The organism is Gluconobacter vitians, assembly GCF_015244565.1.
In the GTDB taxonomy this organism is placed as follows: domain Bacteria; phylum Pseudomonadota; class Alphaproteobacteria; order Acetobacterales; family Acetobacteraceae; genus Gluconobacter; species Gluconobacter vitians.
Genome location: NZ_JABCQG010000004.1, coordinates 207379 through 221687, shown reverse-complemented (window position 1 = coordinate 221687; position 14309 = coordinate 207379). Strand labels below are relative to the sequence as shown.

The window sequence follows — 14309 nt, the reverse complement described above, 5'->3', positions numbered from 1 at the left end:
TCGCTGCTATCGTGCGCCGCAGATCATGGGGCGGCGTCTTGCCTCGTGGGCGAACCGCTTCAATCAGAGGCTCCCAGATCGCCCATGTCTCGTCCGTAAAGGTGCCTGTTCCGTCTCCTTCTTCCATCCCTATAATATGGGAAGTGTTTCAAGTGCTAACAGGCCCTAGCCATTCCAGATAGTGCGCGTGTGTGACGGTCAGGCTTTGGGTGAGCGAGAAGGCGACGACGGCCCGGTTCCACCAGAGGCCTTTTTTCTCGTTGTGCTGCTTCAGGCGGTTTCCGAAATTTCCGGTCTGTCCGACATAGGCTTTCGGCCGTTCCGTTTCGTCGTTTTCACCGAACAGGATGTAGATGCCGACCGAACTGGCTTCAGGCCGTTCCAGAAATTCCTCCAGTCGCAGGCGGGGGATTTCGACAACCTGCACGATCCGGGTGGTGATGGAGGCGATCCGGATTCCCTGTGGATCGCCGGAGGGAAGGAAAATCTGGATCGTCTGGGGGTGGGCGTTCACGACGTCTGGTCCTGCGCAGAAACATTGAGAAAAATATCTGTGACAGGGACAGGGCGCTCAGGACAGGGGGTTTCTGCTTTTTGAGCGACATCTTTGGCAAAACTGATGGGCAATTAAGCGGTCATTAACCGGTCTTAGGCATCATGCCGGGGAATGAGGATGACTGACCTATGACCCTGCATGAGTGCGTGAATGCGATTGCCGCTCTGATTTTCATTATCGTGCTGATTTTCTGTGCGCGGCCACTCCTCCGTTTGCTGGAGCAGAAAAAGAGTGGGACGTGGGACGGACAGGCGGGGCTGTCGCTGGTGGGACAGATGGCTCTGGACCGGACGCGGCGTCTTTCAGTCGTGCGGTATGGTGCGCGGGAAGTGCTGGTTCTGACGGGCGGCAATCAGGACATCCTGATGGACTGGACGGAGCGCGAGACGTTTGCTTCGGCTCTGGATGCGTCGGACGCGGAGGACGTGGCGTGAGGAAGATGGCCTGCGTTCTTCGGATTCTGCTGCCGGTTCTGGTTCTGCTGGCGTGTCTGGGGATGCCGCATCTGGCGTATGCCCAGGCTGTGAGCATTGATCTGGGGCAGAATGGTGCTTCCGGTGGTGCGGGGACGACCAGTCGGCTGGTGCAGCTGACGGCTCTGATCACTGTTCTGTCGCTGGCGCCGAGCCTGCTGGTGATGATTACGGCGTTTACGCGGATCGTAATTGTGCTGTCGCTGCTGCGCAGTGCGCTGGGCGCGCAGGGGACGCCGCCCAATACGGTTCTGATCGGGCTGGCGCTGTTTCTGACGCTGTTTGTGATGCAGCCGACGCTTCAGAAATCCTGGGATGCCGGGATCGAGCCGATGATGGCGGGGCGTGTCGGGGAAATGGAAGGTCTGACGGCCGCGGCCCAGCCGTTTCATGGTTTCATGGCTGTGACGGCGCGGCCTGCGGATGTGGCGACGTTCCTGAACATTGCGCATGAAAAGCCGCCCGCGAAGGTCAGTGATACGCCCTGGCGGGTGCTGGTGCCTGCGTTCATGATTGGCGAACTTCGCCGCGGGTTCGAGATGGGATTTCTGCTTTATCTGCCGTTTCTGGTCATCGATCTGGTGGTGTCCAGCGTGCTGATGAGCCTTGGCATGATGATGCTGCCGCCGAGTACGGTGTCCCTGCCGTTCAAGCTGATCTTTTTCGTCGTGGTCGACGGGTGGTCGCTTGTAGCGGGAAGTCTGGTGCGAAGTTTTACCGGGTAAGAACCCGAATCAGGGGAAAGCCCCGCCAGTCCGTAAGGCTGGCGGGGCTTTTTTGTCAGTTCCGGCTGTCGTTCGTGGTGCCTGCGGCGAGGCCGGCGGCGCGGGGGTCTGTGGAACCGCGGCACGAATCGTTGCCATGGCAGAGGATGGCGTTGATGCGGCCTGCGCCTTCATGCGGGATCGGGGTTTCATGCGCGGCGGCGCGGGCAGCGTCTCCAACGGCATCGGCGGCTTCGTTCTGGCCGGAGGCTGCAATGACGGCGCGCAGGTTGCGCTGGTCACGCAGGACAGCGGCGGAAAGCAGGGGCTGCGGTGTGCGGGCGGGGGACGCGCCGAGGACAACGCCTGTGCTGCCAGCGATGCGGCCTGTTCCGAACAGGTTGTTTTCGCTCAGGGCGCAGGCGACGGCCATGCCGGAATGATCCGTCACGACGAAGGACGTCGAGGCCGGAAGAGCCGGGAGGGTGCCGTTGCCGGAATGGCCGCTGTCGAGGGCGGCCTGTGCGGCGGCCAGTGTGGTGTTGCCGGAGGCGCGCCAAGCGGCGACAGCCCCCTGGGCTGAAGCGCCGGTCGTGTAGCGCAGGGCCGCGCCGAGACCGCCATCGGCGGGCGGCGCCAGGAAGGAGGCGTCCACATCGCCCTGACGGGTTGTGAGGGCAGCCGTCTGGACCGGCAGGGTCTGGCGCATGTCTTCGTCGTTCAGGCCGCCGCCGGCCTTCTGGGCAGCGGTGACGTAAACATCGGCGAGGGCACCGTTATAGAGATCGCCGACACCTGCGACGCGGATGCGTTCGAGGAAGCCCGCGAGACGGGGCTGGGCCAGACTGTCACCTGCGGCCACGGTCGTGGTCTCGCCACGTCCGAAGATGGTACGGGCGTTGTCGTCGGCCAGAAGTGCCGGGCGGACGGCGGCCAGATCGGCTGCGAGCGTGCGGCTGACGGTGATGCCGGTGCTGGCGAGGTTCAGGGCCGGGGCGATCAGGTCGTTGAAATCGACGGTGCCGTAATGGAGCTGCATCAGGTACAGGCCGCGGAACTCGGCGGCTGTTCCGGCCGGCCGGTCACCGCCTTTGCTGGTGCCGGGGCGGGGCAGGAAGGTGATGGCCTGGGCAGGTTCGCCGGGGCGGCTGACCAGACAGGCGCCACCGCCGCCGAAAGAGGCACGGGACGGTAGGGTCACGCCGAGGGCAAGGGCCGTGGCGGTTGCGGCGTCGGCGGCATTGCCACCGCGGGCGAGGACGTCATGACCGACAAGCGCAGCCTGTGGCTCGTCTGCGACCACCGTCCCGATGCTGCCACCGGCGGGAGCGGAGGTTTCGTTGTTGCTGATGAGCTGGACGCCGGGCATCCATGAGCAGGCGCCCAGCAGGAGGCCCGAGGCAGCCGTGGCCATCAGCGCGGCCGGAAAGCGGGAAGACACGCGACGGCCCTGTGGGGCGTCCGGGGTGGAAATCTGGTGCTGACGATGCGCCACCTGGCGTTTCTCCGTTGTCTGGTCACGACTGTCCGGCCTCGTGGCCTTTGCGGGTGACGGGCGCGGGCAGACGGGTCTGCGCCGTGGGTCCGGTCCGGCTGTTGTTCCCTCATAACGGTAATCTGTAGTTTGTGGGAGGGGCGAGTTGGTGTCTTCTCTTTGCCTCGTGCGTTCTTTATGGCGTATGGACCTGAAGTCGTCTTTTCCACCCAGCTGAACCGGAGCGTCCTCCTTGAGACACCATCTTCTTGCCACGGCCTGCGCCGTTGTTGCCGGAATGGCCTTTTTCGTGGGCGGTCAGGCTCTGGCGGCGCCGGCAGAATCCTTCACGCCAGCCCAGCGGGCGGAGATCGTCGGCATCATGCGTGAGGCCCTGCAGAACGACCCGACCATTCTCACGGATGCCATCCGTTCGATCCGTGAAAAGGCCGAAGAACAGAAGCAGGATTCGACGCTTGCAGCCGTGCGGGCGCATCAGAGCGAGTTGCAGAGCGCACCGGCTTTTGCGATCCGGGGCAATCCGCATGGCAAGATCACGGTTGTGGAATTCTATGATCCGCGCTGCTCGTATTGCCGGTCCATGATGGGTGAGGTGGATAGCTTCCTTAACCGTCACCCGGATGTGCGGCTGGTCGAGAAGGTCGTGCCGGTTCTGGGTAACAACAGTGTGCTGGATACGCGGGCCATTTTCGCGGCCAGCATGCAGGGCAAGTATGAAGCCATGCGCAAGGCGCTGATGGAAGATACCACCAAGCCGAGCATGGAGCGGATTACCGAACTGGCCCAGGCCAATGGCATTGATGCAAAGAAGCTGGCGGCTGACATGAACTCGCCGCAGACGATCACGCTGATCAACACCAACCTGGATCAGGGGCGGTCTGTCGGTCTGGACGGAACGCCGACCTTCATTTTCGGTACGGCCGCTGTGGCGCCCGGTGCGCTTGAGCCGGACCAGATGGACGCGTTTCTGGATCGCGCCCGGAAGGCCTGAGGCCTGCGGACGCGGCGGTTTCAGCGCTTTTCGCTGTCTGCGCCTGAGCCGTCCATATCCCCGTTGCCGTCAACGATTCCGGCACGGGACGGCGCATCAGCGCCCGGCTGAACCGTGCGGGTGATGGCTGCGACTTCTTCATCCGATGCCGGCGGAGGCGGTCTGTGGCCGCGCCCTGCCGGACTGTCACTGTCGCGCTGCAGGACATTGGCGAGGGCTTCAGGGTCTGTCCGTTCGGCTTCGTCCAGCAGGCGCTCGGCCAGAGCATTATCTCCGCTATCGCGGGCACGAAGGGCGGCTTCCGCCTGTTCCGTGGCGACGCGGTATTTGCGGTCTTCGCCTTCAAAGGCTGTGTCATCAATGCGGGACATGGGTCTCTCTTTTTTCTGGGACGGGGACCGTCTCTGATCTGAAAACACGGGGATGCTGCAGGGGTTCCCGGTGATCGTTCCGGCAGTGGGCAGGCTACTGGAAATTCCATTCTCCGGATTTTGGGAACAGGCTCTTTGCGGGTATGGTTCCCGACTTTCGAAGGGATGGTTTTCCGGTCCGGGAAAGCCGTTTCAGGCTTCGACGTGCTCCACTGGTATGACGGTGTATGACAGACGACAGATGTTCTGGTGCAGGGAGCAGCGCCGGGGAAAGGAAAGAACCGGAAGATCCGGCTGCGGATGGTCCGGGGGCAGGAGGTGGTTTCAGAACCTCAAGGCGGCGGTGCCTGCTGCTGCGATGGGTGGCCTTCCGGTTCCGTTATGGCAGGCACAGTGGAGCGCTGACGCCACAGGTTCCGGCGCATCTGCAGAGCACCTTCAGGTGGCGCCAGTTACGAACGCTCAAGCTGCTTCTTCCGGTGCATCTTCTGGCTCAGGCTGTCAGTGCGCCAGTGGTGGCGCTGGGCATGTGGTCTTTGGATCGCCGGCTGGCTGTCGTGCCGCTTCTGGGTGTCTGGGGGGCGTTGCTGGTCTGGATTCTTGCCATTCAGCCCAGAATCCAGAAGCTGCGGGACTATTCGTGGGCAGATGACCACTCGGTCCGGCAGGGTCTCCGATACCTGAATGGTGTTCTGGGGACTGTCTGGTTCGTCTTCATCATCCTGGCATTCCGGCTGCATGGGGAAGACGTTCATGTGCTGACGATCGGGGTGTGTGCCGGTCTCATGGCACCATTGCTGCTCTGTGCTCCCGTGACGGGTGCGGTCGAGGCCATGATGATCCCGATCGTGGCAGGCATGTATGGCGCGCTGCTGGAAGGATGCCTGCACCGTTCCGTGCTGTTTACAGCGTCTTTTATTCTTGAAGTGACGGTTTGCGGATTGTTTGTCGCCGGGGTCAGCCGACTGGTGAACGTCCTGCTGTGGCGCATGCAGATGACGCGGCTGAAAGAGCGGGAACAGGCGGAGATCCTGTCACTTCTTATGCCACGGTCAGTTTCGCAGGGCGGTGGCTGGCTGTGGGAGACGGATGAGGCGGGCAGGCTGCGCAATCCGTCTGCGGGATTGTGCCGGACGCTGGAACGGGGTGAGGCTGACATTGCGGGACAGAGCCTGCAGGGTGCTCTGGGTGTTCCGGGTACCGTTTCGGAGCCGCCGGTCCTGAGGGCAGATCTGTCTGGAGCGATGTCGCCGGAACTGCATCTGGCGCATTGTCTGAACAACCGGCTTGCATTCCGGGAGCTGGCGGTCCGGTCTGTGCCTGAGGGCAGATGGTGGATGCTCACGGGGCAGCCGGTGTTCCGGGCCGGGGTATTTCAGGGCTATCGGGGCGTGGGGACGGATGTCACGACCATGCAGGCGATGCGGGATCGGCACTTTCATCGGGTTCGGGTTGACGGGCTGACGGGGTTGCCGAACCGGCTGTCCTGTCTGGAGCACGTCCAGAGACGCCTGCTCGAAACGACCCGTGGGAAGCAGGACTTTGTCTTGGCACTGGTGTCGCTGGATGTTTCAGAGCCGAAAGGTCGGCATGACGTTAATGCCGAAGAGACGGCATATGTCCTGCAGGTTAGTGCATCGCGGCTCGGAGGTCTGTTGGAGAAATATCGTTCCAAAGATCGGAATGGTGCTGGAAACCGTTTTGTAGCGCGGCATGGCGCGATGGATCTGGCAATCGTGACGGATATGCCTGTCGAGGAAAAACATCGTTTTCCGGAAGCCCTTGCTCTGGAAATGCTGTCAGTTTTGGACGGTGGGGTGACGGTTCCCGGTGCAGGTGCCATTGAACTGGAACCGGCGATCGGGATGGCCGTCTCGGGCGTGGGGAACGGGGATGCGCTTGTGGAGGCCGCGGAAACGGCGCTGAAGGATGCACGGCGCGAGCGGGTCGGGCGCTACAGTATATTCGATCCGTGCGATGATCTGGCTGATAGTCGTCAGAAGAACATGTTTCAGGATGTGCATCAGGCGCTTCGGATGAAGGCGTTCGCACTCGTTTATCAGCCGATTGCCAGTGCCCGGACCGGTCAGACGGTTGGTTTTGAGGCGCTGTGCCGGTGGAAAGGCTCGGCGCATGGCCATCTGTCGATCGAGAAGGTCATCGACATGATCATCGAAGCCGGGAACGGGCTGGAGTTCGATTTCTGGGTTCTGGAGACGGCGTGTCGGGCGGCGCGGCGATGGCCTGTGTCCCTGTGGGTCTCGGTCAACATGACGGCGACGCATTTTTCGCTTCCTGACATTGCGGACCGCATTTTCAGTGTTCTGGAAAGGACCGGGCTGGCGCCGCAGCGCTTGCAGGTCGAAGTAACGGAAACCCGGGCGCTTGAGGCCGGGCCGCTTGCCTATCATGCGTTCCGGGAACTGGAGCACAGAGGGGTGCGGATTGCGCTGGATGATTTCGGCAAGGGCTTCTCGGCGCTGATGTATCTGCGGCAGTTTTCGTTTTCCAAGATCAAGCTGGATGCGGTTTTTATCCAGGACATGCTTCAGGATGCGCGCAGTGCGGCAGTGGTGCGCAACGTGATCGGGCTCGCGACGGATCTGGGGATTGCGGTGACGGCGGAGGGCGTGTCTTCACCGGAGCATTACCGTCATCTGCAGGAGCATGGCTGTACGGAAGTGCAGGGGTTCTTTCTGGGGCCGCCAGTGCCGGAAGAGGATGTTCCGCTGTGCCGGAGACGGAAGGTGGAGGGTCTGTGAAAGGGGTGGCAATGGGGAAGCATTGGAAGATCCCGTCTGGAAACGGGTCTGTGGCGGTGATGGGGATTGTAAACGTCACGCCGGATTCGTTTTCCGACGGGGGGCAGTTTCTGCGGCCCGAGGCTGCGCTTGAGCATGGGCGCGCCCTGCTGGCGGACGGGGCAGATCTGCTGGATCTGGGAGCGGAGTCCACGCGACCGGGTTTTGAACCGGTGACGGCAGAAGAGGAATGGGCGCGGCTTTCGCCTGTTGTGGGAACGCTGGTGGCGGAAGGGGCCGTCGTTTCGGTGGATACGACCAAGGCATTCGTCGCAAAGCGGGCGCTGGAGGCTGGGGCAGCGGTTATCAACGATGTTTGGGGGTTTCAGGCCGATCCTGAGATGGCATCCGTGGTGGCGGATTCGGATGCCGTGGCTGTGCTGATGCATAACCGGCATGAGGTGGATGCGGCGCTTGACCTGCGGGCGGACTGGCGGCGGTTTTTTGACTGCTCGCTGGAACTGGCGGAACGGGCCGGTCTGGAGCAAGAGCGGATCGTGCTCGATCCCGGTGTCGGGTTTGGCAAGACACAGGCGCAGAATGTCGAGGCCGTAGCGCGGCTTGGGGAGTTGCGGGCCGAATATGGACTGCCGGTTCTGCTGGGGGTGTCGCGCAAGTCGATGTTCGGGCATTTTCTGGGGCGCGCGGCGTCCGAGCGGTTGGCGGGAACGCTGGCGACCAATCTCTATGGAGTGGAGCAGGGGGCTGTGATCCTGCGGGTGCATGATGTGCGCGAGCATGTGGATGCGCTGAAAATGCGCCAGATTCTGAAGGATGTCCGATGATCGTTCCTGCCCTGACTTCCGTTTTCGTGCGGGATCTGTGCCTGTTTGGCTATCACGGCGTGCTGCCGGAAGAGACGCGGATCGGGCAGCGCTTTGTTGTCGATATCGAGATCCGCGCGGATCTGTCAGGCGCGATTGCGGGCGATGATTACGAGCAGGCCGTCTGTTACGGGACGCTTTGCGATATCGCTTCGGCCATTGTGACAGGGCCGCCCCTTCGGCTCATCGAGACGGTAGCGGGCCGCATCACCGAGGCCGTGCTGACGAAACTGGAGCGCGTGGAATGGGTGCGGGTCGAAGTACGCAAGCCCTCTGCGCCGGTGCCTTATGCGGTTTCAGGGACGGCGGTGTCCGTTGAGCAGGCCCGGGTGCATGAGGTTGCGTTTTCGCTGGGGAGTAATCTGGGGGAGCGCGAGGCTGTTCTGGCGGCGGCGGTGGATCGGCTGTCGCTTGTGGACGGGCTTGAGATCGCGGATGTGTCGTCATTGTATGACAGCGCGCCCTGGGGTGGCGTGGAGCAGCCGACGTTTGTGAATATCTGCGCTACCGGGCGGACAACGCTGGAGCCTCACGCGCTTCTGCGGGTCTGCAAGGCGATCGAGGCCGATCTGGGGCGTGTGCCGGGTGTGCGCTGGGGCGCGCGGGCTGTTGATATCGACATTCTTTATTATGGAGCGCGGAACATCCGGGATCGGGTGCTGACGCTGCCGCATGCCTGTCTGTTCGAGCGTGCTTTTGTGCTCGAGCCTCTTGCAGAAATTGATCCAGATCACGTCATTGGTGGACGTCGCGTGCGGGACGCGCTAGCAGTCCTGCCGCGGAGCCCGGGGGATGTGACCCGGCGCGCGCCTGACGGCACCGGCCGTTGGGGCATCAAGGAGCCTGAACCCGCATGACCAACCTGAACGCCACGATCATGACCGCCGCCTCGGCACGTCTGTCGGACAGTCAGGACAGCCTTTCTTCCGAAGAACTGCGCCCCATGGGAGCCTTGCCGCTGCCTGCGGATGCGGAAGTGCGGATTGCAGGCGCCGTGCGGGAGATCCTTGAGGCGCTGGGTGAAAACCCGGAGCGCGAAGGTCTGCTCGATACGCCGCAGCGCGTGGCGAAGATGTATCTTGAAGTGTTCAGCGGTCTGCATCAGGACCCGCGGGATCATCTGAAGACGCAGTTCTCGGCGGACCGGCATCATGGTGCGGTGATCGTCAAGGACATCCGCTTCCATTCGATGTGTGAGCATCATCTGCTGCCGGTTTATGGCAAGGCACATGTCGCCTATCTGCCTGCGGGTGGCCGTCTGACGGGGCTGAGCAAGATTGCGCGGCTGGTGGAGGGCTTTGCCCGCCGTCCGCAGCTTCAGGAACGTCTGACGGACCAGATTGCGCAGGGCATGGAAGATGTGCTTGCGCCAGAAGCCGTGCTGGTTGTGATCGAAGCCGAGCATATGTGCATGAGTATGCGCGGCGTGCGCTCGCCCGGCTCCACGACCGTGACCTCCATTGCGCGCGGCACCTGGCTGCGGGATAGCGCAGCCAGAATGGAAATCATGTCGCTTCTGCGGAGCTGAGACAGCTCTTCCGGCTTCAGACCGGCGTGGCAGGCTTGATGTCGTAAGCTTTCTGGACCAGTTCGGGGCGCTTGCCGAGGCCGTCCGTCACCTTCTGGCTCCAGACGGCATCCAGCTGTTCACGCTGCTGGGGGATGATCTCTTTCGGTTCCACGTTCCGGTAGGTGTCGATGGTACCGGTCAGGACGCCAATGGTTGTTTCAAAGACGGGTTCCGGATCGTACTGTTCGTGCGGGAAGGCAATCTTGCTGTAATCGAACAGGCGCCGGGCGGGATCATCCTGCCAGCTCTTCCAGGTTTCGAACATGCGGTCGTTGAAGCCGGTGAGGAACGGCCCCGGATTGACGGTGGCGACCTCGATTCCGAATTCCTTCACTTCCTGGCTCAGTGCGGAGGCGATGGCTTCCAGGGCGTGTTTGGACGATGAATAGGCTCCGGCGAACGGGTCCGTGGTCAGACCGGCGACGGAAGACATGAAGACAACCCGGCCTTTCTTCTTCGCGACCATTTTGCGCAGTACAAGCTGCGTGAGCATGACGGGGCCGATGATGTTGACTTCATACTGACGGCGGAGGTTTTCGGCTGGAATATCGGCGACGGAACCGCCTTCGGAAATGCCGGCATTGTTGAGCAGGATGTCCACATCCCAGTCTGCGGCTTTCTGACGATCGCCCTCGCAGGTGACGTCGAGCTTCTCGACGCGCAGGGAGACGCCGCGCTTTTTTGCGTCTTCGGTGACGGCATGGACCTGTGCGGCAATTTCCACGCCTGCGATGACGTCAAAGCCTTTTGCAGCCAGTCGCAGCGCGACTTCATGCCCGAATCCGGTACCTGCGCCTGTGATGAGGATGGTTTTCATGCTGTTCTTTCCCGACCTGAGGAGGTTACCCTCATCCCAACGCGCCGGTCAGTTCCGTCGTTCCGTTCCTTCTGCCCTGGCTGGCAGGTCCGGATGTCCGGCATCAGAATAAAGGAGTGATGCCCGTGTCCTTTGGAAACAACGTCTTCCAAGCTCTGACGCGTTATGCACTGGCGGCCCAGATTGATGAATGGGGCTGGGACATTGGTCCGCATACCTATGGTGCGCCTACGGTTCTGGAAGTGGGGGAGGCCGGGCTCAGGATGGGCGACTATTGTTCGATCGGGCCGAATGTTACGATTATTCTGGGCAACCATCGCGCCGATCTGGTCAGCACCTATCCGTTCAGGACGCTTTCAAATTTCTGGCCGCCAGCTGCGGAAGGGCAGGAGGATCATTCGTCGAAAGGCGATGTGGTCATTGGCAATGATGTCTGGCTGGGCGCGCATGCCACGATCATGTCAGGGGTGACGATCGGGGACGGGGCTGTCATTGCCGCGCAGGCGCTCGTCACGAAACCGGTGCCGCCTTATGCGATTGTCGGTGGGAATCCTGCAAAAGTGATCCGCTACCGGTTTTCTGAATCCGTTATCTCGCGACTGCTGGCGCTGGCCTGGTGGGAGTGGCCGGAAGAGGTCGTGAAAGAGCGGTCTGCGGGGTTGATGAGCGACGATATCGAGGCGTTTCTGGACCTGTATGAGACCCCGCGGGAGGACGAGGCAGAGCCCTGAGGGGCTTTGCCGTACGGTTTTTTGAAGCGGGGGCGCAGGAACCATTCCGAGTGCTGGTGCGATTGGCCCCTGTCGGGAAACGTGCCGCGACATGGGGCGATCGGTCTGGTCCTTCGGAAGTGGTGACGGTTTTCCCTGTATCGAAGGGGATCTTGATGAGCACCGCGGAAACGATGATGTCGCAGATGGCGGAAAAAGGGGGCTTCATTGCTGCTCTGGACCAGAGCGGGGGCTCCACGCCCGGTGCGTTGAAGCAGTATGGCATTCCGGAAAGCGAGTATTCCGGCGAGAGCGAAATGTTTGCGCTCATGCATGAGATGCGGGTGCGGATCATCACGGCGCCTGCGTTTACCGGAGACAAGGTGATCGGGGCCATCCTGTTTGAGCGCACGATGGATGGCGACGTGAACGGCGAGCCTGTCCCGGCCTATCTGTGGCGGGAGCGGGGTGTTGTTCCGTTCGTGAAGATTGACAAGGGACTGGAAGCAGAGGCGGACGGTGTCCAGCTGATGAAGCCGATGCCGGGGCTGGATGATCTGCTGGAGCGGGCGGTAAAGCTGGGCGTCTACGGCACAAAGGAGCGGTCCACGATCCGTCTGCCGTCCGAAAGCGGAATCCGGGCCGTTGTGCAGCAGCAGTTTGCTGTGGCGGAGCAGGTTCGCAAACATGGGTTGGTGCCCATCCTTGAACCGGAAGTGCTGATAAAGAGCCCGGACAAGAAGGCCTGCGAGCAGCTTCTGCATGACTACGTTCTGGAAGAGCTTCAGAAGCTTCCCGAAGATGCGCGGATCATGCTGAAGGTGACGATTCCGGAAGTTGCGGATCTGTATGACGATATTGCCCGTGATCCGCGCATGGTCCGGGTTGTGGCGTTGTCCGGTGGGTATCCGCTGGATCAGGCCTGCGAGAAGCTGCGGCACAATCACCGGATGATTGCGAGCTTCTCCCGTGCGTTGATTGGCGATCTGCGGCACCAGATGGATGATGCGCAGTTCGATACGACGCTCGCAGAGGCGATTGACGAAATCTACGAGGCGTCGGTCAACAAGGTCTGAGCCAGACCTTTGGCCGGATGTCAGGAAATGCTGACGTCCGGCCGGTTCCACCAGCACTGTTCTGGCGCGCGGGACACGGAGGGCAGATAATGCTGCGGGTTGCCGCCGAGGCGCACAGTGTTGGTGGGCGTTTCTTCCAGTTCGATCTCGTGCACGCGCAGAATGTCGCCCTGATCCGTAAGGATGGCGGTCAGCTTGGCGAGCATGAGGGCGGCCATAAGCTCGGTTGTCGGATCACCGGGCGTGACGACGATCCGGCTAGCGCGTTCGGGTTCATTGGCGCGGAACCATGCAAGCAGCGGATCGGTTTCCGAGAGCTGGAGCGCGTGATCGAGGCTGTTATCCACGAAATGGTGCCAGCGCGTCTTGGCTTCGGCAAAGGGCAGGATCATGTTCGCATGGCCGTCCAGCCGGGCCTGTTTGGCCGGACGAAGGGTTACGCGGACATATTCATTATGGCCGTGCGGGATGGCGCAGCGTTCGCTGGCACCCGTAATGAGTCTGTGACCCATGCAGAAGCGACGGGTGAAGACGAGTTCGGCGGTCATGCGGCGCCTCCCTCAGAGCGGCTCTGCTGATAACGGCGCCAGCCCTCGGCACGCAGATTGCAGGCCGGACAGGTGCCGCAGCCATAGCCCCAGTCATGCCGGTGCGTGCGATCGCCCATATAGCAGGAATGACTGTCGCGGTTGATGACGTCCACGAGCTTCTGGCCGCCGAGGTCTTCGGTCAGATCCCATGTCTGGGCCTTGTCGATCCACATCAGGGGTGTGTGCAGGACGAAGCGCTGGTCCATGCCGAGATTCAGGGCGACCTGAAGCGCCTTGATCGTGTCGTCCCGGCAGTCGGGATAGCCGGAATAATCGGTTTCGCAGACGCCGGTGACGATGTGCCGCGCATTGCGGCGGACGGCGAGGGCGGCTGCGAAGGTCAGGAAGATGATGTTGCGGCCCGGCACGAAAGTGTTGGGCAGACCGTTTTCGCTCAGACCGATCTCGGCTTCGCGGGTCAGGGCCGTTTCGGACAGGGCGCCGAGGGAGGCGAGATCGATCGTATGATCCTCGCCAAGACGTGCTTTCCAGTCCGGTGAAAAGGCGGCCATCTCGTTCCGCAAAGTCTCGCGGCATTCGAGTTCGATGGCGTGGCGCTGTCCATAGGCGTAGCCAACAGTCTCGACGCGATCGAAGCGGGAGAGGGCCCAGGCGAGGCAGGTCGCGGAATCCTGACCGCCGGAGAACAGGACAAGAGCAGTGTTGCTGCTGATGGTCATGGTCAGGGGATTCCGATCAGCTTGTGGGTCTGGAGCGACAGGCGCCAGCGCGGATGGCGCAGGCAGTAGGCCACGGCGGCCTGTGTGTTGGCGATGCGGTCAGGGCCGTCCATCGGCTGGAGCCAGAAATGGCGGAACGCGAACTGCTCGAAGAGTTCGGGCGGCAGTTCGGGCTGGGGATAGACCAGCTTGAGTTCCGCGCCTTCGGTCTGGACGAGTGCGCCGCCCGGCTTGGGGCTGACACAGATCCAGTCGATTCCCGCGGGGGCCGCGATGGTGCCGTTGGTTTCCACCGCAATCTCGAAGCCGCGGGCCTTTACAGCAGTGATCAGGGCGTCATCGAGCTGGAGCAGGGGTTCGCCGCCGGTGAAGACGACATAGCGCCGGCCGCTGTCATCGGCCGTACCGGTCCAGCAGGCCTCGATGGTGGAGGCCAGAGCATCGGCCGTCTCGAAACGGCCGCCACCTTCGCCGTCCGTGCCGATGAAATCGGTATCACAGAACGTGCAGGCGGCCGTGGCACGATCCTGCTCGCGGCCCGACCACAGGTTGCAGCCGGCAAAGCGGCAGAACACCGACGCGCGGCCTGTCTGTGCACCCTCGCCCTGGAGGGTCACGAACATTTCCTTCACAGCATATGACATGACCGCA

General features: G+C 62.1%; 16 protein-coding genes. 9 read left to right on the top strand and 7 right to left on the bottom strand.

Annotation, left to right across the window (positions count from 1 at the left end):
- Positions 1 to 148 precede the first annotated feature (148 nt).
- Positions 149 to 514 (bottom strand): GIY-YIG nuclease family protein, encoded by a 366-nt coding sequence (locus HKD24_RS15530; RefSeq protein WP_322783278.1) that lies wholly within the window; start codon positions 512 to 514, stop codon positions 149 to 151.
- 170 nt (positions 515 to 684) lie between these two features.
- On the opposite strand from HKD24_RS15530, the gene HKD24_RS05090 reads away from it, so the two are divergent.
- On the top strand, positions 685 to 990 hold the full coding sequence (locus HKD24_RS05090; protein WP_194259293.1) for a flagellar biosynthetic protein FliO: 306 nt from the start codon (positions 685 to 687) through the stop codon (positions 988 to 990).
- A gap of 5 nt (positions 991 to 995) precedes the next feature.
- Positions 996 to 1754 carry a flagellar type III secretion system pore protein FliP gene (gene fliP, locus HKD24_RS05085; protein ID WP_194259292.1) on the top strand — a complete coding sequence of 253 codons (759 nt, stop codon included), beginning with the start codon at positions 996 to 998 and terminating at the stop codon, positions 1752 to 1754.
- A 55-nt stretch (positions 1755 to 1809) separates the two neighbouring features.
- Here fliP and HKD24_RS05080 read toward each other — a convergent pair whose 3' ends face one another.
- Complete coding sequence (locus HKD24_RS05080) at positions 1810 to 3228, bottom strand: gamma-glutamyltransferase (protein ID WP_194259291.1); 1419 nt, start codon at positions 3226 to 3228, stop codon at positions 1810 to 1812.
- Between the two features lie 232 nt (positions 3229 to 3460).
- On the opposite strand from HKD24_RS05080, the gene HKD24_RS05075 reads away from it, so the two are divergent.
- The gene (locus HKD24_RS05075) at positions 3461 to 4219 is read left to right on the top strand and encodes a DsbA family protein (protein ID WP_194259290.1); all 759 of its coding nucleotides are present in this window, start codon (positions 3461 to 3463) and stop codon (positions 4217 to 4219) included.
- A 20-nt stretch (positions 4220 to 4239) separates the two neighbouring features.
- Here the strand turns inward: HKD24_RS05075 and HKD24_RS05070 are convergent, their stop codons facing one another.
- Positions 4240 to 4590, bottom strand: coding sequence for a hypothetical protein (locus tag HKD24_RS05070; RefSeq protein ID WP_194259289.1), 351 nt, complete (start codon positions 4588 to 4590; stop codon positions 4240 to 4242).
- Between the two features lie 362 nt (positions 4591 to 4952).
- Here HKD24_RS05070 and HKD24_RS15525 point away from each other — a divergent pair, with 362 nt between their 5' ends.
- From HKD24_RS15525 to folE, 4 genes are read left to right on the top strand one after another with little or no spacing between them, the layout of a single operon-like run.
- Positions 4953 to 7352, top strand: coding sequence for an EAL domain-containing protein (locus HKD24_RS15525; RefSeq protein ID WP_194259288.1), 2400 nt, complete (start codon positions 4953 to 4955; stop codon positions 7350 to 7352).
- Positions 7353 to 7411: 59 nt separating this feature from the next.
- Positions 7412 to 8176 (top strand): dihydropteroate synthase, encoded by a 765-nt coding sequence (folP, locus tag HKD24_RS05060; RefSeq protein WP_228124183.1) that lies wholly within the window; start codon positions 7412 to 7414, stop codon positions 8174 to 8176.
- A complete protein-coding gene (folK, locus tag HKD24_RS05055) occupies positions 8173 to 9072 on the top strand; it encodes a 2-amino-4-hydroxy-6-hydroxymethyldihydropteridine diphosphokinase (RefSeq protein WP_194259286.1) in 900 nt (299 codons plus the stop codon). Before folP ends, folK begins: the two co-directional genes overlap by 4 nt.
- Positions 9069 to 9743, top strand: coding sequence for a GTP cyclohydrolase I FolE (folE, locus tag HKD24_RS05050; RefSeq protein ID WP_194259285.1), 675 nt, complete (start codon positions 9069 to 9071; stop codon positions 9741 to 9743). Before folK ends, folE begins: the two co-directional genes overlap by 4 nt.
- A 16-nt stretch (positions 9744 to 9759) precedes the next feature.
- Here folE and HKD24_RS05045 read toward each other — a convergent pair whose 3' ends face one another.
- Positions 9760 to 10602, bottom strand: coding sequence for an SDR family oxidoreductase (locus tag HKD24_RS05045; RefSeq protein ID WP_194259284.1), 843 nt, complete (start codon positions 10600 to 10602; stop codon positions 9760 to 9762).
- 125 nt (positions 10603 to 10727) lie between these two features.
- Here HKD24_RS05045 and HKD24_RS05040 point away from each other — a divergent pair, with 125 nt between their 5' ends.
- Together HKD24_RS05040 and HKD24_RS05035 are read left to right on the top strand one after the other, a co-directional pair.
- Positions 10728 to 11333, top strand: a complete 606-nt coding sequence (locus tag HKD24_RS05040) for a CatB-related O-acetyltransferase (protein WP_194259283.1) — start codon at positions 10728 to 10730, stop codon at positions 11331 to 11333.
- A gap of 155 nt (positions 11334 to 11488) precedes the next feature.
- A complete protein-coding gene (locus HKD24_RS05035) occupies positions 11489 to 12388 on the top strand; it encodes a fructose bisphosphate aldolase (RefSeq protein WP_194259282.1) in 900 nt (299 codons plus the stop codon).
- A 20-nt stretch (positions 12389 to 12408) separates the two neighbouring features.
- Here the strand turns inward: HKD24_RS05035 and HKD24_RS05030 are convergent, their stop codons facing one another.
- From HKD24_RS05030 to queE, 3 genes are read right to left on the bottom strand one after another with little or no spacing between them, the layout of a single operon-like run.
- Complete coding sequence (locus tag HKD24_RS05030; RefSeq protein WP_194259281.1) at positions 12409 to 12936, bottom strand: 6-carboxytetrahydropterin synthase; 528 nt, start codon at positions 12934 to 12936, stop codon at positions 12409 to 12411.
- A complete protein-coding gene (gene queC / locus HKD24_RS05025) occupies positions 12933 to 13658 on the bottom strand; it encodes a 7-cyano-7-deazaguanine synthase QueC (protein ID WP_194259280.1) in 726 nt (241 codons plus the stop codon). Before queC ends, HKD24_RS05030 begins: the two co-directional genes overlap by 4 nt.
- Before the next feature lie 2 nt (positions 13659 to 13660).
- A complete protein-coding gene (gene queE / locus HKD24_RS05020) occupies positions 13661 to 14302 on the bottom strand; it encodes a 7-carboxy-7-deazaguanine synthase (protein WP_194259279.1) in 642 nt (213 codons plus the stop codon).
- Positions 14303 to 14309: the final 7 nt, after the last annotated feature.